This is a genomic window from Hydrogenophaga atypica, from assembly GCF_042665215.1.
GTDB classification, from domain to species: Bacteria; Pseudomonadota; Gammaproteobacteria; order Burkholderiales; family Burkholderiaceae_C; genus Hydrogenophaga; species Hydrogenophaga defluvii_A.
Genome location: NZ_JBHTCA010000022.1, coordinates 47,234 through 70,550, shown reverse-complemented (window position 1 = coordinate 70,550; position 23,317 = coordinate 47,234). Strand labels below are relative to the sequence as shown.

Sequence of the window (23,317 nt, the reverse complement as noted above, 5' to 3'; positions counted from 1 at the left end):
GCCCAGTATGGCCGAGCCGCCGATGGAGACGGCGATGGAGATGCTGAAGGCAAAGCCCAGCAGCATGGTGATGAGCAGGGTGAGGGACATGGTGTGGCTTCCGTGTTCTTGTTGTTCTGGGTTACTGGGCGGTGCTCAACTCGTCGTCGTGTGGGTCAAGGTGGTGGGCGATGACGGCCACCACACCGAGCAGCGCGCCCACGGGCAACGCGGCATAGGCCCAGCCCATGGAGATGTCCATGCTGGCAAAGGTCTGGAAGCGCACGCGCCAGACGAGGTCGATGCCGAAGTACAGCACCACCGAGAGGAAGGCGAGGTTGACGGCGGTGATGATGGTGCGCACGGTGGCGCGCCAAGCGCCTTTGGACAGGCGCAGCATCAGATCGACCGAGACCAGGGCACCCTGGCGGAACGCGGCCACGATGCCCAGCAGCACCATCCAGATCAGCAGACGGCGCATGGACTCCTCGGTCCAGGTGGAGGGCTGCGAGAACACGAAGCGGCTGACCACCTGCCACATGCCGAGACAGGAAATGAGGGCCAGCAAGATGCAGGCGAGGGACAGGCAGGCACCTGTGAGCAGGCGGTCCAGGCGGAGGATGGAAGAGGTCATGTGGCGATCCAGCCGTTGCCTGGCGACAACCAGGGAGGTGAAGTTCAACCCAGGATGTCGCGGGTCCGGCTCCGCCGGCCCGCTGACATCGCCCCCTGAGGGGGTGACGCGCCCTTAGGCGCGGCGCGGGGGTGGGCTTATTTGACGTTCTGGATGGCAGCGATCTTGTCGGCGCCAAACTCCTTGGCGTAGCCGGCGTAGGCGGGTGCCACGGCCTTGCGGAAGCTCTCGCCGTTGACCTGCTCGACCACTTGCATGCCGTCCTTCTTCAGTTCGGCAATGCCGTTGGCCTCGTCGTCGTTGACCTTCTTGCGCTGGGCCGCTGCGCCCTTCTTGGCGGCTTCAGAGAACACCTTCTTGTCGGCGTCGTTGAGCTTGTTCCAGATGTTGGGCGCAACGATCAACACGGCCGGCGAATACACGTGGTTGGTCAACGAGAGGTGCTTTTGCACCTGCGACAGCTTGGCAGACAGGATGACGGGAATTGGGTTTTCCTGGCCATCCACCGTGCCTTGTTGCAGCGCTGTGAAGACCTCAGGCCAAGCCATGGGCGTGGGCAGGATGCCAAAGGTTTTGTAGCCTTCCATGTGCACCTTGTTCTCCATGGTGCGCATCTTCAAACCGTTGGCATCGCTGGCCTGGTTGATGGCACGTTTGCTGTTGGTCATGTGGCGGAAGCCGTTCTCCGTCCACGCCAGGCCCACAATGCCCTTGGCGGTCATCTTTTTGAGCAGGTCTTGGCCAAACTCACCATCCATCACCTTGCGGGCGTGGGCGTAGTCGCGGAACAGGAACGGGATGTCCACAATCTTGACCTCCGGCACAAAGTTGCCCAGGGCACCGGTGGACACGTTGGCCAGGTCCTGTGTGCCCAGTTGCACGGCCTCGATCATTTCCCGCTCACCACCCAGCGCGGCATTGGGGAACTGCTGGCACTTGTAGCGGCCCTGGGTGCCTTTTTCCACCTCATCGCAGAAGGCGGTAGAACCCACGCCGTAGTGCGATGTGATGGACGTGGAATAGCTGATCTTCATGACCGTCTGCGCACCGGCGGCGGCGCTCAGGCACAGGGCGGCAACGGCAAAAGCAATGTGGGTGGTTTTCATGTGTGTCTCCTCAGGGTTGGGGTGGGGGAAAAATTTACAAACGGCTCCGGCGCAGTTGTCCCAACCCGGGGACACCGCCGGGCCGGCTCTGCCGGACGGCTGGTGTCGCCCCTTGAGGGGGATTCGAGCTACACGAAGTGAGCGTGAAACGGGGTGGACCGCTTCAAGTAATCCGCTGGATGCTGTCGGCGATCTCGTCGTGATCGAAGATCTTTTTCCAGTCGTCGCGCATCAGGCGGGGCTTGCCGAAGGTGATGGCCTTGTTGCAGGCATCGGAAAACTGCCCCGGAATCTGCTTGAAGATCACCGCGCTCAGGATGGTCATGTGGCCCAGCAGGAAGTCGCGCGCCGCGTCGGCGGGCACACCACGCGACACCACTTCGTCCATGGCCTCGCGCATCACGTCCAGCAAGGTGGCGCACACGGTTTCGGACAGCCCGGGCTCCAGCAGCGCCATCTGCTCCACCGTCACGCGGTACGACCGTGCGATGGGCTGGTAAATGGTTTTTGCGATGGCCTCGCCCAGCTCCCAGGCCGAATCCGGGCCCTGCATCAGCGCGCTGACGATGGACTGCGGGGCGGCCACACCACCGAAGTAGTCGGGCTTGCCCTCCGCATGCGCCAGCGGGTGGAAGATGGAGGGGTGGCAGGGGTGGGCCACGAAGTAGACGAGGTCATCGCGCGCCGGCAGGTGGCCGGCGAAGGGCGCTGCGGCGTCGAGCGTCATCACCATCACGCCCGGCTTGAGTTGTGGGGAAATTTCGGCCGCGAGTTTGCCGATCAGGCTGTCGGGCACGGCCAGGATGACCACGTCCACACCGGCCAGCGCCTCGTCCACCGACACGCAGGCCACGCCCACCTCGTCGCGCAGGCGGGCACGGCCCACCTCACCCGGCTCCACGTGCCGCACCTCGAAGGCAGAACCCTTGAGGTTCAAGGACAGGCGCACGCCCATCTTGCCGCCCGCACCAAACAAAGCAATCTTCGCGCTCATCGTCACTCCGTCTGTCTGCTCGACCAGGCCCCAGCGGCCCGGGTTTTGAACTGGCGTGATGGTATGACGAGTTAATCAGTAGACCGATAGGGTTTTCCCTTGGGCCACAAAAAAGCCCGCCGGGTGGGCGGGCTGGGGGTGTCCGAGCGCGGTGCTCAGTTCAAGGCACCACGCGCCGCCGCCACGATGTGGGCCGCATCCACCTTGAAGAACGCCCGCAACGCGGCCCGCGTGTCGCTGCGGCCAAAGCCATCGGTGCCCAAGGTCTTGTAGGAACGGCCGGTGGGCAGGTAGGCGCGCACACTCTCGGGCACGGCGCGAACGTAGTCGGTGGCGGCCACGATGGGGCCGCTGCTGCGCGCCAGCAGTTGGGCGATGTAGGGGTTGTTGGCCTGGGCCTCGCCATCGCGGGCCAGTTCGCTCCAGCTGGTGACGCTGAACACGTCCACGCCAATGCCCTGCTCGGCCAGTTGCCGCGCGGCATGGACCACCTCGGTGAGGATGGCGCCCGAGCCCAGCAGGGTGACGCGCTGGCCTTGTTCAGGTCCATAGCTGCCGAAGTGGTAGCCACCCTTGAGCACGCCTTCTGCCGCGCCACCTACCCCACCACCCGGCAAGTCCGGCTGGGCGTAGTTCTCGTTCATGAGCGTGACGTAATAGAACACGTCCTTCTGCTCGACCAGCATCGCGCGCATGCCGGCGTCGAGGATGACGGCCAGCTCGCCCGCAAAGGCCGGGTCGTAGGCCTTGCAGTTGGGGATGGTGGCCGCCACCAGGTGGCTGCTGCCGTCCTGGTGTTGCAAACCTTCGCCGCCCAGCGTGGTTCGGCCCGAGGTGGCGCCGAGCAGGAAGCCGCGCGCGCGCTGGTCGGCAGCAGCCCAGATGGCGTCGCCCACGCGCTGGAAACCGAACATGGAGTAGTAGATGTAGAAGGGCAGCATGGCCAGGCCGTGCACGCTGTAGCTGGTGGCGGCCGCCGTCCAGCTGGCGATGGCGCCCGCCTCGCTGATGCCCTCTTCCAGGATCTGGCCGTCCAGCGCCTCGCGGTAGCTCAGCACCGAGCCGATGTCTTCGGGCGCGTAGCGCTGGCCCACGCTGCTGTAAATGCCGACCTGCTTGAACAGGTTGGCCATGCCAAAGGTGCGCGCCTCGTCGGCCACGATGGGGACGATGCGGGGCCCGAGCTGTGCGTCTTTGAGCAGGTTGCCCAACATGCGCACAAAGGCCATGGTGGTGCTCATCTCCTTGCCGTCGGCCTTCAGGGCGAACTGGCCGTAGCCGGCCAGCGGCGGCACGGGCACCACGTCGCAGGCGGTCTCGCGCTGGGGCAGGCTGCCGCCCAGGCGCGCGCGGTGCTCACGCAGGTAGCGCATCTCGGCGCTGTCTTCGGCAGGTTTGTAGAAGGCCAGGCCGGTGGCCTGCTCGTCGGTGAGCGGCAGGTTGAAGCGGTTGCGGAACTCGATCAGGTCGGTCTCGTCCAGCTTCTTCTGGCTGTGGGTGGTCATCTTGCCCTGGCCGGCCGTGCCCATGCCGTAGCCCTTTTTGGTCTGGGCCAGGATGACGGTGGGCTGGCCGGTGTGGGCGGCGGCTGCCGCGTAGGCGGCGTGGATCTTGACCAGGTCATGCCCGCCGCGCTTCAAGCGGTCGATCTGCTCGTCGGTCATCCCTTGCGCCAGGGCGGCCAACTCCGGGTTCTGGCCGAAGAAGTTGTCGCGGTTGAAACGGCCGTCCTTGGCGGCAAAGGTCTGCATCTGGCCGTCCACCGTGTGGGCGAAGGCACGCACCAAGGCGCCGCTGGTGTCGCGCGCGAACAGGCCGTCCCAGTCGCTGCCCCACACCAGCTTGATGACGTTCCAGCCGGCGCCGGCAAACAGCTTTTCCAGCTCGTCAATGATGCGGCCGTTGCCGCGCACCGGGCCGTCCAGACGCTGCAGGTTGCAGTTGACCACCCAGACGAGGTTGTCCAGCTTCTCGCGTGCGGCCAGGGTGAGCGCGCTCATCGATTCGGGCTCGTCCATCTCGCCATCGCCGAACACCCCCCACACCTTGCGGCCCGCCGTGTTGAGGAGCTTGCGGTGGCTGAGGTAGCGCATGAAGCGCGCGTGGTAGATGCTGCTGATGGGCCCCAGGCCCATGGAGCCGGTGGGGAACTGCCAGAAGTCGGGCATCAGCCACGGGTGGGGGTAGCTGGAGAGGCCACGCGCACCTTGGGCCGTGGCGGTGATTTCCTGGCGGTAGTGCTTGAGGTCGTTTTCGCTCAAGCGCCCCTCAAGGAAAGCACGCGCGTAGACACCGGGCGCGCTGTGCGGCTGGAAGAACACGAGGTCGCCCTCGCGTCCGGCCCGGAAGAAGTGGTTGAAGCCGGTTTCGAACAGGTCGGCCGCGCTGGCGTAACTGGCGATGTGGCCGCCCAGTTCGCTCGATCCGCCCAGTTCGGCCTGGTTGGCCCGCACCACCATGGCCAGCGCGTTCCAGCGCATCAGTGAGGCCAAGCGTTCCTCGATGGCGAGGTCACCGGGAAACACTGGCTGCTGCTCCACCGCGATGGTGTTGACGTAGGGTGTGTTGAGCTCGGGCGTCCAGCCCACGCGCTGGCTGCGCGCCAGGCGGGCCAGTTCGTCCAGCATCTGGCGCGCGCGCTCGGGGCCGGATTGTGCGGCCAGCGACAAAAAGGCGTCGCGCCATTCCTGGGTTTCGGTCGGGTCGAGGTCGGTATCGGGGTGGCTCATGGGGGGTCTCCTGGCCCACCACTTTAGACCGCGCCCGCTGGCAGGTGTCGCCTAAAACACGGACATACACCCCAACAAGCGACATAAACTGCCGCCCATTCTTTATATGGCAGCAAAATGAACCTCGACGCCACCGATTTGCGGATTCTTGAGCAACTGCAGGCCGACGCCAGCCTGTCCAACGTGGCGTTGGCCAAACGCGTGCATTTGTCGCCCTCGCCCTGCCTGGCCCGCGTGCGGGCGCTGGAAAAAGCGGGCCTGATCCGCCAGTACGTGGCGCTGCTGGACGCGCAGCAACTGGGCCTGCACCTCAACGTGTTCATCTCCATCAGCCTGAAGCAGCAAAACCGCGAAACGCTGGAGGCCTTCGAGCAACGCATCGTGCTGCGCGATGAGGTAATGGAGTGTTACCTGATGACGGGCGACGCCGACTACCTGCTGCGCGTGGCCGTGCCCGACATGCCCGCGCTGGAGCGTTTTATCCTGGAGCAGTTGTCGCCCATCGCGCAGGTGGAAAAGATCCGTTCGAGTTTTGCGCTCAAGCAGGTGCGCTACAAAACGGCGCTGCCGCTGGGCAGCGCCTGACCCGCGCAGGCGCACTCACAGCGGCACGTGCTCGTCCTTGAGCACACGCAGCACAAAGCTGGACTTGCTGTGGCGAATGCCGGGGATTTTGTAGAGCTTCTCGCGCAGCAGGCGCTCGTAATCGCGCGTGTTTTTCACCGCGATGCGGATGAAGTAGTCGTAGTCGCCCGAGATCAGGTAGGCCTCCATCACCTCGGGGATGGTGGCCAGCGTCTGGCCAAACTCGTACAGCGCCTCGTCGGTGTGGCTGTCCAGCGTGAGCTGCACGATCACCGTGTCCTGCCAGCCCAGCTTGGCGCGGTTGAGGTCGGCCGTGTAGCGCTTGATCACGCCTTCGGCCTCCAGGCGTTTGATGCGGCTCCAGCAAGTGGTCGGCGACAGGCTCACCGCCGCACCGATCTCCTGCAGCGTTTTGCGTGAGTCGGCCAGCAGCTCGCGCAGGATGGCCATGTCGAAGCGATCAAAGCTGACCGGGGATGCTTCGTCCACATCCTGCTTTGGCAGATGGATTTTTGGCTTTGCCACCGCACTACCCCGCACAAATCGAAAACATTCGGCCATGTTCGCAGAAAAATAGTCGCATGAACACGCACACCACCGAAAACCTTTCAGCCTCACCCACCACCACGGCTTGCAACGGCGCCGAGCTGCTGCTCGACACCTTGTTGGCCTGCGGGGTGGACACGATTTTTGGCTACCCCGGTGGTGCCGCCCTGCCGCTGTACGACGCGCTCTACCAGCGCCCCGCCCTGCGCCACGTGCTGGTCCGCCACGAGCAGGCCGCCGTGCATGCGGCCGAAGGCTATGCGCGCTCCACCGGCCGTGTGGGGGTGGTGCTGGTCACGTCCGGCCCCGGCATGAGCAACACCGTCACGGGCCTGCTGGACGCGCACAGCGACGCCATTCCGGTGCTGTGCATCAGCGGCCAGGTGGCCACGGGCGTCATCGGCACCCAGGCCTTTCAGGAGTGCGATGCCATCGGCCTGTCTCGCCCAGTGACCAAATGGAACCACCAACTGCGCGACGCGAACGAGGCCGCCACCGCCGTGCGCCAGGCGCTGCACATCGCCGCCTCGGGCAAACCCGGCCCGGTGCTGCTGGACGTGCCCAAGGACGTGCAGTTGCAGCACGTGGCCCAGGTGCCGGTGGCCGACGTGCCAGCCACGGTGTCGGCACCCGCCTTGCCGCCATCAAGCGCTTTGCAGCAGGCGGCCGAGCTGCTGCTGGCCGCACGCCAGCCGGTGCTGTACGGCGGCGGCGGTCTCATCAACGCCGGCCCCGGCGCCTGCGCGACCTTCACGCAGCTGGCGCGCACGCTGCACCTGCCCACCACGCTGACGCTCATGGGCCTGGGCGGCTTTCCCGCGTCCGATCCGCGCTTTCTGGGCATGCTGGGCATGCACGGCACGCTGGAGGCCAACCAGGCCATGCACCACGCCGACCTCATCGTCTGTGTGGGCGCGCGTTTCGACGACCGCGTGACCAGCAAGCTGGCCGACTTCGCGCCTCGCGCCAAGAAGATCCACATCGACATCGACGCGAAGAACATCAACAAGGTGGTGGCCGTGGACGTGGCCCTGCACGGCGACTGCGCGCAGGTGTTGGATGCCTTGTTGGCCGCTTTGCCTGCCTTGCCACCTCCTGCGCAGCGACTCGACACCTGGTGGCAGCGCATCCAGGCCTGGCGCGGGCACAACAGCCTGGGCTTCACGCCACGCGACGATGTGATCCTGCCGCAGCAGCTGATGCACACCTTGCAACAACATCTGGCATCGCTGGATGCCATCGTCTCCACCGACGTCGGCCAACACCAGATGTGGGCCGCGCAGCACCTGCGTTTTGAGTTGCCCCGGCGCTGGCTCACCTCGGGTGGTGCAGGCACCATGGGGTATGGCCTGCCAGCGGCCATTGGCGCACAGATCGCCCACCCGGACAAAACCGTGGTGTGCGTGAGCGGCGACGCCTCCATCCTCATGAACATCCAGGAGTTGTCCACCGCCATGCAGCACGGCACACCGGTCAAGGTGGTGTTGTCCAACAACAGCCACATGGGCATGGTGCGCCAATGGCAGCAGCTCATCCACGGCAATCGCCTGAGCCACAGCTGGAACGCGGCCCTGCCCGACTTCGTGGCCCTGGCCAAGGCCTTTGGCTGGGGCGCGCGGCGGGTGGACGCACCACACGAACTGGACGCAGCACTGGCCGAATGCTTGGTCAGCCAAGGCCCCTTTTTCCTGGATGTGCGCGTGGCCCAGCAAGAGAACTGCTACCCCATGATCCCGGCCGGCAAAGGCCACCAGGAAATGATGCTGGGGGATGGGCGCTGGTACCGCGAAGCGGCGCGAGACCCAAGTGTGGCCAGTTCAATCTTCGTCCAGGGGTAAACGAGCGAAGCCCGTCGGACAAAGCGTTTGACGGACACAAGGAAGAGCTGACGGTGACTGGTTTTCGGCAGCCAAAAGCCAAAGACCCGTCAGTTTCTCAACTGATGGGTCTTTTTTCTCAGCTTATGCGTCTACCTACATACACAATCACACGTCGATATTCCCCGCCCTCAGCGCGTTGTTCTCAATAAAGAAACGACGCGGCTCGACCTCGTCACCCATGAGCATCGTGAACACCTTGTCGGCCTCGATGGCGTCCTCGATCTGCACGCGCAGCAGGCGGCGCACGTTGGGGTCCATGGTGGTTTCCCACAGCTGCTCGGGGTTCATTTCGCCCAGGCCTTTGTAGCGCTGGCGGGCGGTGGTGCGTTCGGCTTCGCTGATGAGCCACTTCATGGCGAGGCGGAAGTCGCTCACGCGCTCTTCTTTCTGTTTGTCGCCTTCGCCACGTTGCACTTTGGCACCTTCGCCCAGCAGGCCACGGAAGGTGTTGGCGGCTTCGGCCAGGGCGGCGTAGTCGGCGCCGTGCACAAAGTCTTGTGTGATGACGCTGCTCTTGATGTTGCCGTGGTGGCGGCGGCTGATGCGCAGGATGGGTTTGTCGGTGCGCACGTCGAACTCGGCCGCCACCTCGGCGGGCACGCCGGTGGTGTTGAGTTCACGCAGCACCACCTGCAAAGCGGCGGCGCTGAAAGCGGCCTGCTCCATGTCGTCCAGGTTCAACACCACGCCATCGGCCACGGCGCGCAGGGCCTCGGCGTCCATAAAGGCGGAGAGGCGGGCGATCACGGCTTCGGCCACCTGATGCTTGCGCGCCAGTTCACCCAGGGTGTCGCCTTCCAGTGTGGTGCTGGCGCTGCCGCCGGTGACGACCTTGGCGTCCTTCAGCGCAATGCGCAGCAGGAAGCCGTCGAGCGCGGCGGCGTCTTTCAGGTACAGCTCTTCCTTGCCGGCCTTGACCTTGTAGAGCGGCGGCTGGGCGATGTAGATGTGGCCACGCTCGACCAGCTCGGGCATCTGGCGGTAGAAGAAGGTCAGCAGCAGGGTGCGGATGTGGGCGCCGTCCACGTCCGCGTCGGTCATGATGATGATGCGGTGGTAACGCAGCTTGTCGATGTTGAAATCGTCGGCGCCGCTTTTGCTCTTGGGGTTGTATTCGTCGGCGCTGGATTTGCCGATGCCGGTGCCCAAAGCGGTGATAAGCGTGAGGATTTCGTTGCTGGTCAGCAGCTTCTCATACCGCGCTTTTTCAACGTTCAAGATCTTGCCGCGCAGGGGCAGGATGGCCTGGAATTTGCGGTCACGTCCTTGTTTGGCGGAGCCACCGGCTGAGTCGCCCTCGACGATGTAGATTTCGCACAGGGCGGGGTCTTTTTCCTGGCAGTCGGCCAGTTTGCCGGGCAGACCCATGCCATCGAGCACGCCCTTGCGGCGGGTCATTTCGCGGGCCTTGCGGGCGGCTTCACGGGCACGGGCGGCCTCCACAATCTTGCCGCACAAAATTTTGGCGTCAATGGGGCGCTCTTCCAGGAATTCGGTCAGCGTCTTGGCCACGATGTCTTCCACCGGGGCGCGCACTTCCGACGACACCAGCTTGTCCTTGGTTTGGCTGCTGAACTTGGGCTCGGGCACCTTGACGCTGAGCACACAGCACAGGCCTTCGCGCATGTCGTCGCCGCTGACCTCAACCTTGGCTTTCTTGGCCAGGTCGTTCTCAGCGATGTATTTGCCGATCACCCGCGTCATGGCGGCGCGCAGGCCGGTGAGGTGGGTGCCGCCGTCGCGCTGCGGGATGTTGTTGGTGAAGCAGAGCACGTTTTCGTTGTAGCTCTCGTTCCACTGCATGGCCACTTCCACACCAATTTCGGTGCCGGGGATGCCGCCGTAGCTGTCAGCCGGGCGGGTGCCCGTGGCATGGAAGGTGGTGGGGTGCAGCACCTTCTTGCCCTGGTTGATGAACTCCACAAAACCTTTGACGCCGCCGGCACCCGAGAAGTCGTCTTCCTTGCCGCTGCGCTCGTCCTTCAGGCGGATGCGCACGCCGTTGTTGAGGAAGCTCAGTTCGCGCAAGCGCTTGGCCAGGATTTCGTAGTGGAAATCGTTGTTTTCTTTGAAGATGTCGGTGTCGGGCAGGAAGTGCACTTCGGTGCCGCGTTTTTCGGTGGCACCGGTCACCTTCATGGGCGAGACCTCGAAGCCGTCCACCACCTCCAACACGCGGTTCTGCACAAAGCCACGCGCGAACTCGAGCAGGTGCACCTTGCCTTCGCGGCGCACCGTCAGGCGCAGCCATTTGCTGAGCGCGTTCACACAGCTCACGCCCACGCCGTGCAGACCACCCGACACCTTGTAGCTGTTCTGGTTGAACTTGCCGCCGGCGTGTAATTCGGTCAGCGCAATTTCGGACGCTGAGCGCTTGGGCTCGTGTTTGTCGTCCATCTTCACGCCGGTGGGGATGCCGCGGCCATTGTCGGTGACGGAGATGGAGTTGTCGGTGTGGATGGTGACTACGATGTCGTCGCAGTGACCGGCCAGGGCCTCGTCGATGGAGTTGTCCACCACCTCGAACACGAGGTGGTGCAGGCCGGTGCCGTCGGACGTGTCACCGATGTACATGCCGGGGCGCTTGCGCACCGCTTCCAGGCCTTCGAGGATCTGGATGGCGCCTTCGCCGTAGCCTTCGCTGGCGCCCGCCTGATGGGCATCGATGGGCGGCTGGGCGGAGGAGTGCTCTTCGGGCGTCGGGGTGTGGTCGGTGCTCATGCGCGGCTTTCAGGTTCTCTTACAAGCACCAAACCCGCTCACAGCGGGTTCGGGCGAAATGGCTCAAGGGGTGTGCGGATCAGATCCGCATCGGCATCACCACGTATTTGAAGTGTTCGTTGTCGGGGATGGTCAACAGCGCCGAGCTGTTGCCATCGCTGAGTTCGATGCGCACCATGTCTTGCGACATGTTCTGCAGCGCGTCGATGAGGTAGGTGACGTTGAAGCCGATTTCGATGGCGTCGCCACCGTAGTCGATGTCGAGTTCGTCAACCGCTTCTTCCTGTTCGGCGTTGTTGGACGCCACACGCAGCGAGCCGGGTTCGACGTTCAGGCGCACGCCCTTGAACTTCTCGCTCGTCATGATGGCGGTGCGCTGCAGGCTGGCCAGCAACGGCACGCGGCCCAACACGATGATGTTGTGGTGGTTGCGCGGAATCACACGGTTGTAGTCGGGGAACTTGCCTTCCACCAGCTTGGTGACGAACTCCATGCCGCCAAACGTGAACTTGGCCTGGTTGCCAGCGAACTGCATCTCGATGGCGCTGTCGTCCTTGTCGCTCAGCAGGCGCTGCAGTTCCAACACGGTCTTGCGCGGCAAGATCACCTCCTGCTTGGGCACCTCCACGTCCAGCGTGGCGCTGGCAAAAGCCAGGCGGTGGCCGTCGGTGGCCACCAGGCTGAGCTTGTTGCCTTCGGCCACGAAGAGGATGCCGTTGAGGTAGTAGCGGATGTCGTGCACCGCCATGGCAAAGGACACCTGGGCCAGCAAACCTTTGAGCGCTTTTTGGGGCACGCTGAAGGCGGGGCCGAAATTGGCCGACTCCTGCACCAGCGGAAAGTCTTCCGCCGGCAGGCTTTGCATGGTGAACTTGCTTTTGCCACCCTTGAGGATGAGCTTGGCGGCCGACGACTCCAGGCTGACCGATTGGTCGGCCGGCATGGTGCGCAAAATGTCGATCAGCTTGCGCGCGCCCACGGTGGTGGCAAAGCTGCCTTCGTCGCCCCCCAGTTCAACGGTGGTGCGGATCTGGATTTCGAGATCGCTTGTGGTCAGTTGCACCTGGCCGCCGGTTTTGCGCACCAGCACATTGGCCAGGATGGGCAGGGTGTGGCGGCGTTCGACAATGCCCGAGACCGACTGCAGCGCGGCCAATACCTTGTCCTGGGTCGATTTGAAAACGATCATGTGCGAGGGTCTTCCGTCTCTGGGATGTGGGGTTGGGCTGCCGATTCAACGTTCTATTGTGCTTCAAGTACCGGACCGACCGAATCAGCCTTTGAGCGTTTGCTCCAGCACGTGCAGCTGCTGGTTCAACTCGGTCAGCTGGGCACGTTCGGCGGCAATCTTGCGCACCGCGTGCAGCACCGTGGTGTGGTCGCGCCCGCCAAACAGCTCGCCAATTTCCGGCAGGCTTTTCTGGGTCAGTTCCTTGGCCAGGAACATCGCAATCTGGCGCGGCCGGGCGATGCTGGCCGGGCGCTTCTTGCTGTACATGTCGGCGACCTTGATCTTGTAGTAGTCGGCCACCGTTTTTTGGATGTTTTCCACCGAAATCTGCCGGTTCTGGATGGACAACAAATCGCGCAGCGCCTCGCGCGCCAGCTGGATGGAGATCTCCTTCTGGTTGAAACGCGAATAGGCCAGGATCTTGCGCAACGCGCCTTCCAGTTCGCGCACGTTGGAGCGCACGTTTTTGGCGACAAAAAAGGCCACCTCTTCGGGCATGGTGGTGTGCTCCACCTCGGCCTTGTTGATCAGGATGGCCACCCGCATTTCCAGCTCGGGCGGCTCGATGGCCACGGTCAACCCCGAATCAAAACGCGAGACCAGCCGCTCGTGGATGTCCACCAGCCCCTTGGGGTAGGTGTCGCTGGTCATCACGATGTGGCTCTTTTTGGCCAGCAGCGCCTCGAAGGCGTTGAAGAACTCTTCCTGCGTGCGCTCCTTGTTGGCAAAGAACTGCACGTCGTCGATCAGCAGCAGATCGAGCGAGTGGTAACGGGCCTTGAACTCGTCAAACGTCTTGCGCTGATAGGACTTGACCACATCCGACACAAACTGTTCAGCGTGGATGTACAAAATTTTGGCGTGGGGCTTGTCGGCCAGCAGCTGGTTGCCAATGGCGTGCACCAGGTGGGTCTTGCCCAGGCCCACGCCGCCGTAAATGAACAGCGGGTTGTAGAGCTGGCCCAGGCTGCCGGCCACGTGCATGGCGGCGGCGCGCGCCATGCGGTTGGCACTGCCCTCCACCAAGGTGGCAAAGGTCAGCGCGGTGTTCAGGCGGTGTTTCTGGCCATCGGCCACCGGCTCGGCGGGCGCGGCCACTTCGGGCAACTCGGCCAGCACCTGATCTTGCAGGCTGCGTGGCGTAGAGGCTTGCCTGGCGGGGCTTTCACGCGGAGCAAGCGCCAACTCCAGCGCCACGGGACGGCCCGCCAGCTCTTCCAACAAGGCGGTCAGACGGCCGGCGTATTGCGCGCGAATCCAGTCCATCTTGAAGCGGTTGGCCACCGCCACCTGCACCCGCTCGCCCCCATCGATCACGCGCGCAGCCAGGGGGCGAATCCAGGTGTTGAACTGCTGCTCGGGCATTTCCTGCGCGAGGCGTTCGACACAAGCGTCCCAAAGATCGGCTTGGGCTTCGGCGTGGCTGGCGGGGGGGGTTCCCTCGATCATGGGCGGGCTTTGGAGGTTGTTCTTGTTGTGGACAGTCCGGCATCAACCGGACGCAGATTGTAGTGCCAGCACCGAGTTATCCACACCCCATTCAGCGGCTGTCGATGATCCCAGCTTGCCCCTCGCTCCGGAATTTGCGATAATGCCGGGTTTCCCCGATGCGCCACGCCATTACACAGCAATGTGACTGACCTGGATTGGTGTTGCCGGGAGCCCCGCAGCCTTGCTGCACGAACCGCCAAGCCACGGCCCAAACGCCCTGCCGGGGGTGCCAACAGGCACCGATCCGCCAGGCCCACGGCCCGGAGAACCACTATGAAACGCACTTACCAGCCTTCCAAAATCCGCCGCGCCCGTACCCACGGCTTCCTGGTCCGCATGAAGACCCGCGGTGGCCGCGCCGTGATCGCCGCGCGCCGCGCCAAAGGCCGCAAGCGCCTGGGCCTGTAATTCAGGCGCTCGGCTTGGCCGATCCCGCGACGGGTTCGTTGCCTCGGGCTGCAGTCAATGCGGCGCCTGGCGCCTTGGGCGCCAACGGCACCCGCCAACGCCTGCAGCACATCGAGCACCGCGCCCAGTTCCAGTGGGTGATGGCGGGTCCGCCCGTGGTCAAAACCGCACATTTCGCGCTGCACCTAGCGGCAGCGCCTGCAGCCGCACCGGCACCTGCGGGCGACGCCGCCCATGCAGGTGCTTTGTCGCGTCCGCTGTTTGTGGGCGCCGGCCCTTGGGTGGGTGTGGTCATTCCCAAGCGCTGGGCCAAGCGGGCCGTCACCCGCAACATGGTCAAGCGGCAGATTTACGCCTTGGCGCAAGAGCGCCTGTTGGTGTTGCCGCGTGCGGCGCTGGTGGTGCGCCTGCGCAGCGGCTTTGACCGCAAGCAGTTTGTCAGCGCCACGTCCGACGCTTTGAAGGCCGCCGTGCGCAGCGAGTTGCAGCAGTTGTACAGCCGCCTGTTGGAGCGCAGCCATGCGTGACTGGCCCAAGCGCGGCCTGATGGCCTTGGTGCGCGGCTACCGATTGTTGCTGAGCCCCTGGCTGGGTTCGTCCTGCCGCTTCGAGCCCACCTGCTCGGTCTATTCGCTGCAAGCCCTGGAGCGACATGGCGCATTGGCCGGCAGCTACCTGACCCTGCGCCGGCTCGCACGTTGCCAACCCTGGTGCCAGGGTGGCCATGACCCGATTCCCGAACACCCGCCCGCGCTGTTTTCGCGGCTGCTGGGTCAACCTCACGAGAAGCACTCGTCATGAATGACATCCGTCGATCCATCCTGTGGGTGGTGTTTGGTTTCTCCATGGTTCTGCTCTGGGACCAATGGCAGGTCTACAACGGCAACAAGGCGACGTTTTTCCCGACGCCTGCGCCGGCCAGCAGCGCCGCCAAAACAACCGACAGCCCAGCCGCCACCCCCAAGGCAGCCGATGGCAGCGTGCCCGCGACCAGCGCCGCAGGTGCTCCGGCCAACGTCGATGCGGTGCCGGCAGCGGCTGCGCCCCGCACCCTGCACACCATCAGCACCGACGTGCTGAAGCTGGTGATCGACAGCCAGGGCGCGGCCGTCGTGCGCGCCGAATTGCTCAAACATGACGCGCGCACGCCGCCGCCGAAAGGCCAGCCGGTTGAACCGTTGGTGCTGCTGGAAACCGACAAGAACTATGCCGCGCAGTCGGGCCTGGTGGGCAACGGTATGCCCAACCACACCACCCCGATGACACTGACCACACCGGCCACCACGCTGGCCGATGGGCAGGACCGCCTCGAACTGCGTTTCGAGTCGCCGGTGCTGGGCGGGGTCAAGCTGGTCAAGACCTACACCCTTCAACGCGGCGCCTATGACATCGCCGTGCGCCACGAGGTGATCAACCAGGGTGCTGCCGCCATCGAGCCCCAGCTCTACCTGCAACTGGTGCGTGATGGCAGCATTGCCGGCAGCGCCACGCCGTTCTACTCCACCTTCACCGGCCCCGTGGTCTACAGCAGCACGGCCAAGTACCAGAAGGTCGAATTCACCGACATCGACAAGGGCAAAGCCACTTTCGAGAAGAGCGCCAGTGACGGCTACGTGGCCATGGTGCAGCACTACTTTGCCAGCGCCTGGCTGCTGGCCGACGGCAGCCGCGACAACTACGTGGACCGCGTCACCGTCAACCAAACCCATCGCTACCGCACGGGGGCCATCACGCCGATGGCCACGGTGGCGCCGGGCGCCAGCGGCGCCTTCGACGCACGCCTGTTCCTGGGCCCCCAAGACGAAAAGCTGCTGGAACGCATGGCCCCTGGTCTCGAGCTGGTCAAGGACTACGGCTGGCTCACCATTCTCGCCAAACCGCTGTACTGGCTGCTGGAAAAAATCCACGGTTTTGTGGGCAACTGGGGTTGGGCCATCGTGCTGCTGGTCGTGCTGATCAAGGCCGCGTTCTACTGGCTCAACGCCACCGCTTACCGCAGCATGGCCAAGATGAAGGCGATCAACCCACGCATCATGGAAATGCGCGAACGCCTCAAGAGCAACCCGCAGCAGATGCAGCAGGAAATGATGAAGATCTACCGTGAGGAGAAGGTCAACCCGCTGGGCGGCTGCTTCCCCATCATGGTTCAGATCCCGGTGTTCATCGCGCTGTACTGGGTGCTGCTGTCCAGCGTTGAAATGCGCAACGCACCCTGGGTGGGCTGGATCGTGGACCTGTCCACACCCGATCCGTTCTACATCCTGCCGTTTGTGATGGCACTGACCACCGTGGTGCAAACCGCGCTCAACCCCACGCCGCCGGACCCGATGCAGGCCAAGCTGATGTGGTACATGCCGTTGATCTTCTCGGTCATGTTCTTCTTCTTCCCGGCCGGTCTGGTGCTGTACTGGATCACCAACAACGTGTTGACCATCGCTCAGCAGGCCTACATCAACCACAGCATGGGTGTGCCGTTCCAGTTCAATCTCCCCTGGAGCAAGAAGTAACCCCCCTGCGCCGCTGCGCGGCTTCCCCCCTGGGAGGGGGGGCGGCGCCACTGGACCGGCAGAGCCGGATCCACGGCGCCCACCCGGTTCGGGCACTTCGCGCCGGCCGATAGGCGCGATCACGCGGCCCGATACACTGCGGCCCACCTATGCTCTCCCGCCACGATGATCCAATTGCCGCCATCGCCACCGCCCCCGGGCGGGGTGCGGTGGGCATCGTGCGGGTGTCGGGCAAAGGCTTGGCGCCGTTGGTCGAAGCCATCTGTGGACGCGCACTGAAGGCGCGTGAAGCCACTTACCTGCCGTTTCGCGATGCCCACGGCGAGGCCATCGACCAGGGGCTGGCCCTGTTTTTTCCTTCGCCCCATTCCTACACCGGCGAAGACGTGCTGGAGTTGCAGGCCCACGGCGGGCCGGTGGTGTTGCAGCTGCTGCTGGCGCGCTGCCTGCAGGCGGCGGCCGAAGGTGCGCCCGCCCGCCTGCCCCACCTGCGTCTGGCCGAGCCCGGCGAATTCACCCAGCGCGCCTTCCTCAACCACAAGATCGACCTGGCCCAGGCGGAAGCCATCGCCGACCTGATCGACGCCAGCACCGAGGCGGCCGCGCGCAGTGCCGGGCGCTCGCTCTCGGGTGCTTTCTCCAAAGAGATTCACAGCCTGCGTGACGCGCTCATCCACCTGCGTATGCTGGTTGAGGCGACGCTGGACTTCCCCGAGGAAGACATCGACTTTCTGCAGCAGGCCGACGCGCGTGGCCAGCTCACCCGCCTGCAAACCCAACTGGCCGCCGTGCTGGCGCGTGCCCACCAGGGTGCGCTGCTGCGCGAGGGCATCAAGGTGGTGATCGCCGGCCAGCCCAACGCGGGCAAAAGTTCGCTGCTCAACGCCCTGGCCGGTGCCGAACTGGCCATCGTCACCCCCATCGCGGGCACCACCCGCGACGTGGTGAGCCAGACCATACAAATCGACGGCGTGCCCCTGCATGTGGTGGACACCGCCGGCCTGCGCGACACCAGCCTGCCCGAGGTGGACGTGGTGGAAAAAATCGGCATCGAACGGGCCTGGGGCCAGATCGAGGCGGCCGATGCGGTGCTGTTCCTGCACGACCTGACCCGACACGACCAGCCCGCCTACGCCAGCGCCGACGCCGCCCTGGCCCAGCGCCTGCCTGGCCACCTGCCCGTCATCCACCTCTGGAACAAGGCCGATGCTGCGCAGACGGCAGCACCCGGCGAGGGTCTGCGCATCTCGGCCAAAGCTGGCACCGGATTGGCCGAGCTGAGGGCGGAGTTGCTGCGCATCGCCGGCTGGCAATCCGCGCCCGAGGGTGTGTTCATCGCCCGCGAGCGCCACCTGCGCGCGCTGCGCGAGGTGGACGACCACCTGCAACAGGCCAACACCCAGATCGATGCCCGGGTGCCCGCGCTCGATTTGCTGGCCGAAGAACTGCGCCTGGCGCAAAACGCGCTCAACACCATCACCGGTGAATTCGGCGCCGACGACCTGCTGGGCGTCATCTTTTCCCAGTTCTGCATCGGCAAATAAGGCGCGGCCCTTGCGGGCGTCTCCGCCCTCCGCGATGGCGAGGGTGGCACCTTGCCGCGCCTCAATAGCCCTTCAACTCACTCGGAATTGCACCACCGGCCCCAGTTGCGCGTACCATTGATTCCGTAATGAATCATCGTTTCTTCAATGAAACAACTAACGCCAACATGAACGCTGAAATTCGATTGGAAGGCCGCCGTGTGCTGGTCACCGGTTCCGCACGAGGCCTGGGCGAGAGTTTTGCACGGGCGCTGGTCGCCGCCGGTGCCCGCGTGGCCATCAGCGACGTGTTGCACGACCGTGGCCAGGCCCTGGCCACCGAGCTGGGCATGCCCTATGTGCCCATGGACTTGATGGACCCGCAAGCGATCAGTGAAGGTGTGACCGCCGCCGCTGCCGCACTGGGCGGGCTGGACGGCCTGATCAACAACGCCGCCATCACCAACTCCGGCGGCAAAGACATGAACGACATCACCGTGGACACCTGGGACCGCGTGATGGACGTCAACGTGCGTGGCACCTGGCTGGTGACCGCCGCCGCCCGCCCGTTTCTCGCCGCCAGCGGCACGGGTCGCGTGGTCAACCTGGCCTCCGACACCGCCCTGTGGGGCGCGCCGCGCCTGCTGGCCTATGTGGCGAGCAAGGGCGCGGTCGTGTCCATGACGCGGTCACTGGCGCGCGAACTGGGCCCCGAGGGCATCACCGTCAACGCCATCGCCCCCGGCCTCACGCTGGTCGAGGCCACCGAATACGTGCCCCAGGCGCGCCATGAGTACTACGCCCAGGGCCGCGCCATCAGCCGCGCGCAGGTGCCTGACGACCTGAACGCCACAGCCTTGTTTCTGCTCTCGCGCGGGGCAGGCTACATCACCGGCCAACTGCTGCCCGTCAACGGCGGCTTTGTCATGAACTGAAGGAGAAACCCACCATGAACGCACCCATCAAGAACGACGTGTTGGCCGCCAACGCGCCCCAATTCAACGAACGTGGCCTGCTGGACGCCAACATCCCGCCGGAAGCCGAAATCCAGGCCGGCATGATGCAGAAGAGCGGCCAGAGCTTTGAGCAGTGGATGGAAAGCCGCGTGGCCCGCCGCGCCAGCCGCCGCTACGACTGGGACGCCTTGAAGTTCCAGGCCGACTACGACCCCAAGTACCGCCGCGCCCAGATGCGCTACGTGGGCACCGGTGGCACCGGCGTCAACAGCGACGTCAACACCGTGCCCGCCGGCCACTTCACGTTCTCCACCATGGTCATCCCGGCCGGCAACATCGGCCCTTCGCACATCCACCACGACGTGGAAGAAATCTTCTTCGTGTTGCGCGGCCAGATGAAGGTCATCTGCGAAAAGGACGGCCAGAAGTGGGAAGCCACCCTGGGCGAACGTGACCTGATCTCGGTGCCGCCCGGCGTGTACCGCGAAGAACACAACACCGGCGAGGAAGACGCGCTGATGTGCGTGATGCTGGGCTCGCCCAAGCCCATCACCCCGGTCTACCCGCCCGATTCGCCCCTGGCCAAGATCAAGCGCTGAGCCACTGCACCCGTCGCACGAGACCGACCATGGCCCATCTGTCGCCCCACGCCGCGCTGCAGCACTTCCCCACCGCCCTGGCGCTGCGCCCAGACGAGGTGGTGCAGTACCGCCAGGCGGGCCGCGCCGCCCGCGTGACCCACCTGCTGCTGCACGGCATCGGCTCCGGCTCGGGCAGCTGGGTGCGCCAGTTGCAGGCCGCCGAACCCCGCACCGATGTGCGCGTGCTGGCCTGGGACGCGCCCGGTTATGGCCGCAGCGCACCGCTCTCGCCCATCCACCCCCACGCCACCGACTACGCACGCCGCCTGTGGCAATGGATGGACGCGATGGACCAGCACCAACCCATCACCCTGGTGGGCCATTCGCTGGGCGCGCTGATGGCCGCCGCCGCCGCCGTGTTGCAACCACAGCGTGTGGCCGAGCTGGTGCTGCTGGCGCCCGCCCGGGGCTACGGCGATGCCGATGAGGTCGAACGCGAAGCCAAGCTCAGCGGTCGCCTGGCCACGCTGCAGAAGCTGGGTCCACAAGGCATGGCCAACGCGCGTGCCGCTGCCATGCTCTCGCCCGACGCCACACCCGAGATGGTGGACCTGGTGCGCGACACCATGGCCCGGATCCACCCGGCCGGCTACACCCAGGCTTCGCGCATGTTGTCCACCGGGCGGCTTGATGCCGACCTGGCCCGCGTCTCGGTGCCCCTCATCGTGGCCAGCGGCAGTGCCGACACCATCACCCCGCCCGCCGCCTGCGCCGACGTGGCGCACCGCAAGAACCTGGTCTGGGTCGACCTCGGGCCGGTGGGCCATGTGTGTGCCCTGGAAGCCGCCGAGCGCGTGAACCAGTTGCTGGGCCTTTGAACGCCAACGCCGCAGGAGACACCCCATGAGCGACCCCAAAAACGAAGACACCACCGACGGCAAGGGCGAAGACCGCTACACCGTGCCCGCGCTGGCACGTGGCCTGCAGTTGCTGATGAGCTTCAACCGCGACGAGCGCGAACTCACGGGTGCCGAACTCTCGCGCCGGCTCGACCTGCCCCGCGCCTCGGTGTTTCGCATGCTGCAAACCCTGGAGCAGGGCGGCTTTGTGGAGCGTGTGGGCGACGGCGCCAGCTACAAGCTGGGCTTGTCGGTGCTGCGCCTGGGTTTTGAGTACCTGGCCTCGATGGAACTGACGGAACACGGCCGACCCGTCATCGAAGACCTGCGCGACCTGTGCGGCTACTCGGCCCACGTGGTGGTGCGCGACAACCGCGATGTGGTGTTCGTGGCCAAGGCCGCTGGCCGCAGCGCCATGTTCCATTCCATCCAGGTCGGCGCCCGCCTGCCGGCCCACGCCACGGTACTGGGCCGCCTGCTGCTGTCCGATCTCGACCTCAACAGCCTGCGCCACCTCTACCCCGAGGAGCCGCTGCCCGCCTACACCGCCCGCACGCCCACCACGCTGGCCCAGCTCAAGGGCTTGATCGACGAAGACCGCGCACGCGGCTACGCCGTCAGCCAGGGTGGGTTTGAAACCGGGATTTCCACCATCGCCGCGCCTGTGTTCAACGACCGCAATGAAGTGGTCGCCTGCGTCAGCATCACCGTGCCGGCACAACGCGTGCAGGAAGGCGAACTGGATGTGCTGATCAACCAAGTCCGCGACGCCGCCGCCCAACTCACCGAACGCATCAGCCACACCCCGCACCGCGGCCAATGGCTGAACAAACCCAACGACAAAAAAGCCGCCTGAGCCCGAGCATGAGCCCCACCACCACGCAAACCACCGCCACCACCCGCATCACCGTGGGCGAGCTCGCCGTCCGCTTCCTGGAGCAATGTGGCGTGCGCGCCGCCTTCGGCGTGATCTCCATCCACAACATGCCCATCCTGGACGCCTTCCACGTGCGCCAGAAGATCCGCTTCGTGTCGGCGCGGGGTGAAGCCGGCGCCTGCAACATGGCCGACAGCTACGCCCGCGTCAGCGGCACGCTGGGCGTGTGCGTCACCAGCACCGGCACCGGCTGTGGCAACGCCGCTGGCGCCATGGTCGAGGCGATCACCGCCGGCACCCCCATGCTGCACCTCACGGGCCAGATCGAGTCGCCCTTCCTGGACCGCGACCTGGGCTACATCCACGAGCACCCGGCGCAGCTGGCCATGCTCAAGGCCGTCGGCAAGGACGCCTTCCGCATCCGCAACCCCGAGACCGCCCTGGCCACGCTGCGCGAAGCCGTGCGCCTGGCGCAAACGCCGCCTTGTGGCCCGGTCAGCATCGAGATCCCCATCGACGTGCAGAAGATGATGCTGGACCTCCCAGCCGACATCTCGCCCGTTGCCATGGCGCCCGTTCAGCCCAACCTGGCGGCGGTGGACCTGCTGGCCGAGCGCCTGGCCCAGGCCAAGCGTCCGCTGCTGTGGCTGGGCGGTGGCGCACGCGGCGCCACCGAAGCCGTGGCCCGTTTCGTGAAGCTGGGTTTTGCGGTGGTGACCTCGGTGCAAGGCCGTGGCATCGTGGCGGAAGACCACCCACAGACCCTGGGCAGCTACAACCTGCAAAAGCCGGCCGAGCAGTTCTACGAAACGGTGGACGCCATGCTGGCCGTGGGCACCCGCCTGCGCAGCAACGAAACGCTGAACTACAAGCTCAAGCTGCCCACGCGCCGTTTCCGCATCGACGCCAACACCTTGGTGGAAAACCGGGGCTACGAGACCGAGCTGTTCGTGCATGGCGACGCCACGCTGACCCTGAACGCGCTGGCAGATCGCCTGGAAGGCCGCATGTCCATCGACCCCCAGCTCACCGCCGACGTGCAAGCCGCACGCCAAGCCGCAGCCGCCTTGGTGGACAGCACGCTGGGCGCCTACGTCAAGCTCAAGAACACCATCGGCGAAGTGGCCGGCCAGAACATCTGGTGGGTGCGCGACATCACGCTCTCGAACAGCATGTGGGGCAACCGCGCCCCGGTGCTCAACCACCCCCGCGCCGGCGTGCACGCCCTGGGCGGCGGCATCGGCCAGGGCCTGGCCATGGGCGTAGGCGTGGCGGTGGCGAATGCCGAACACCAACTGGGCCGCAAGACGCTGTCGCTGTGTGGCGACGGTGGCTTCATGCTCAACGTGGGTGAACTCGCCTGCGCCGCACAAGAGAAGGCCGACGTGCTGTTCATCGTCATGAACGACAGCCGCTACGGTGTGATCAAGAACATCCAGGACGACATCTACGGCAGCCGCCACGCCTACGTGGAGCTGCACACGCCCAACTTCGCCCAGTTCTGCGCCAGCCTGCAGGTGCCGCACTTCAAAGTCAGCGACCCGTCCAACACCGCTGACACGCTGCGCGAAGCCCTGGCCATCAAGGGCCCGGCCGTGCTGGAAATCGACATGGACGCCTGGGGCCCGTTTGCCGTGAAGTTTGCCGGCCCGCCCAAGAAGAAAGACTGA

At 65.2% G+C, this 23,317-nt stretch carries 20 protein-coding genes; 12 read left to right on the top strand and 8 right to left on the bottom strand.

The genetic code is table 11. From position 1 onward, the window contains the following. Positions 1-121: 121 nt before the first annotated feature. The 4 genes from ACFQPB_RS19430 to mdeB form a co-directional block, all read right to left on the bottom strand. Entirely contained in the window at positions 122-613 is a 492-nt protein-coding gene (locus tag ACFQPB_RS19430) for a TRAP transporter small permease (protein ID WP_382226848.1), read from the bottom strand. A 137-nt stretch (positions 614-750) separates the two neighbouring features. Next, positions 751-1,719 (bottom strand): TRAP transporter substrate-binding protein, encoded by a 969-nt coding sequence (locus ACFQPB_RS19425; RefSeq protein ID WP_382226845.1) that lies wholly within the window; start codon positions 1,717-1,719, stop codon positions 751-753. 163 nt (positions 1,720-1,882) lie between these two features. After that, positions 1,883-2,713: a phosphogluconate dehydrogenase C-terminal domain-containing protein gene (locus ACFQPB_RS19420; protein WP_382226842.1), complete on the bottom strand. Its 831-nt coding sequence runs from the start codon at positions 2,711-2,713 to the stop codon at positions 1,883-1,885. Positions 2,714-2,868: 155 nt separating this feature from the next. Further along, positions 2,869-5,442: an alpha-ketoglutarate dehydrogenase gene (gene mdeB, locus ACFQPB_RS19415; RefSeq protein WP_382226839.1), complete on the bottom strand. Its 2,574-nt coding sequence runs from the start codon at positions 5,440-5,442 to the stop codon at positions 2,869-2,871. A 117-nt stretch (positions 5,443-5,559) separates the two neighbouring features. Between mdeB and ACFQPB_RS19410 the strand changes: the two genes are divergently transcribed. After that, on the top strand, positions 5,560-6,027 hold the full coding sequence (locus ACFQPB_RS19410; protein ID WP_382226836.1) for an Lrp/AsnC family transcriptional regulator: 468 nt from the start codon (positions 5,560-5,562) through the stop codon (positions 6,025-6,027). 15 nt (positions 6,028-6,042) lie between these two features. Here ACFQPB_RS19410 and ACFQPB_RS19405 read toward each other — a convergent pair whose 3' ends face one another. Then, the gene (locus ACFQPB_RS19405) at positions 6,043-6,477 is read right to left on the bottom strand and encodes an Lrp/AsnC family transcriptional regulator (RefSeq protein WP_382199667.1); all 435 of its coding nucleotides are present in this window, start codon (positions 6,475-6,477) and stop codon (positions 6,043-6,045) included. A 131-nt stretch (positions 6,478-6,608) separates the two neighbouring features. Between ACFQPB_RS19405 and ilvB the strand changes: the two genes are divergently transcribed. After that, positions 6,609-8,411: a biosynthetic-type acetolactate synthase large subunit gene (ilvB, locus tag ACFQPB_RS19400; RefSeq protein WP_382226833.1), complete on the top strand. Its 1,803-nt coding sequence runs from the start codon at positions 6,609-6,611 to the stop codon at positions 8,409-8,411. A 147-nt stretch (positions 8,412-8,558) separates the two neighbouring features. Here the strand turns inward: ilvB and gyrB are convergent, their stop codons facing one another. The 3 genes from gyrB to dnaA all read right to left on the bottom strand — a co-directional run bounded on the left by gyrB (position 8,559) and on the right by dnaA (position 13,854). Continuing rightward, the gene (gyrB, locus tag ACFQPB_RS19395; protein ID WP_382226830.1) at positions 8,559-11,174 is read right to left on the bottom strand and encodes a DNA topoisomerase (ATP-hydrolyzing) subunit B; all 2,616 of its coding nucleotides are present in this window, start codon (positions 11,172-11,174) and stop codon (positions 8,559-8,561) included. A gap of 79 nt (positions 11,175-11,253) precedes the next feature. Beyond that, positions 11,254-12,363, bottom strand: a complete 1,110-nt coding sequence (gene dnaN, locus ACFQPB_RS19390; protein WP_382199651.1) for a DNA polymerase III subunit beta — start codon at positions 12,361-12,363, stop codon at positions 11,254-11,256. Positions 12,364-12,447: 84 nt separating this feature from the next. Next, positions 12,448-13,854 carry a chromosomal replication initiator protein DnaA gene (gene dnaA / locus ACFQPB_RS19385; RefSeq protein ID WP_382226827.1) on the bottom strand — a complete coding sequence of 469 codons (1,407 nt, stop codon included), beginning with the start codon at positions 13,852-13,854 and terminating at the stop codon, positions 12,448-12,450. Between the two features lie 315 nt (positions 13,855-14,169). On the opposite strand from dnaA, the gene rpmH reads away from it, so the two are divergent. The 10 genes from rpmH (at position 14,170) to ACFQPB_RS19335 (ending at position 23,317) form a co-directional block, all read left to right on the top strand. Next, on the top strand, positions 14,170-14,304 hold the full coding sequence (gene rpmH / locus ACFQPB_RS19380; RefSeq protein ID WP_342131121.1) for a 50S ribosomal protein L34: 135 nt from the start codon (positions 14,170-14,172) through the stop codon (positions 14,302-14,304). Between the two features lie 101 nt (positions 14,305-14,405). Beyond that, a complete protein-coding gene (locus tag ACFQPB_RS19375; RefSeq protein WP_382226851.1) occupies positions 14,406-14,831 on the top strand; it encodes a ribonuclease P protein component in 426 nt (141 codons plus the stop codon). Next, a complete protein-coding gene (gene yidD / locus ACFQPB_RS19370) occupies positions 14,824-15,105 on the top strand; it encodes a membrane protein insertion efficiency factor YidD (RefSeq protein ID WP_382226824.1) in 282 nt (93 codons plus the stop codon). The genes ACFQPB_RS19375 and yidD overlap by 8 nt, the downstream gene beginning before the upstream one ends. After that, positions 15,102-16,811 (top strand): membrane protein insertase YidC, encoded by a 1,710-nt coding sequence (gene yidC / locus ACFQPB_RS19365; protein ID WP_382226821.1) that lies wholly within the window; start codon positions 15,102-15,104, stop codon positions 16,809-16,811. The genes yidD and yidC overlap by 4 nt, the downstream gene beginning before the upstream one ends. Before the next feature lie 149 nt (positions 16,812-16,960). Continuing rightward, the gene (gene mnmE, locus ACFQPB_RS19360; protein WP_382226818.1) at positions 16,961-18,355 is read left to right on the top strand and encodes a tRNA uridine-5-carboxymethylaminomethyl(34) synthesis GTPase MnmE; all 1,395 of its coding nucleotides are present in this window, start codon (positions 16,961-16,963) and stop codon (positions 18,353-18,355) included. 167 nt (positions 18,356-18,522) lie between these two features. Beyond that, entirely contained in the window at positions 18,523-19,269 is a 747-nt protein-coding gene (locus ACFQPB_RS19355; protein ID WP_382226815.1) for an SDR family oxidoreductase, read from the top strand. 122 nt (positions 19,270-19,391) lie between these two features. Further along, entirely contained in the window at positions 19,392-19,889 is a 498-nt protein-coding gene (locus ACFQPB_RS19350) for a cupin domain-containing protein (RefSeq protein WP_382199665.1), read from the top strand. A gap of 29 nt (positions 19,890-19,918) precedes the next feature. Further along, positions 19,919-20,749: an alpha/beta fold hydrolase gene (locus ACFQPB_RS19345; RefSeq protein WP_382226812.1), complete on the top strand. Its 831-nt coding sequence runs from the start codon at positions 19,919-19,921 to the stop codon at positions 20,747-20,749. 25 nt (positions 20,750-20,774) lie between these two features. After that, positions 20,775-21,626, top strand: coding sequence for an IclR family transcriptional regulator (locus ACFQPB_RS19340; protein ID WP_382226809.1), 852 nt, complete (start codon positions 20,775-20,777; stop codon positions 21,624-21,626). Positions 21,627-21,634: 8 nt separating this feature from the next. Beyond that, positions 21,635-23,317, top strand: a complete 1,683-nt coding sequence (locus ACFQPB_RS19335; RefSeq protein ID WP_382226807.1) for a thiamine pyrophosphate-binding protein — start codon at positions 21,635-21,637, stop codon at positions 23,315-23,317.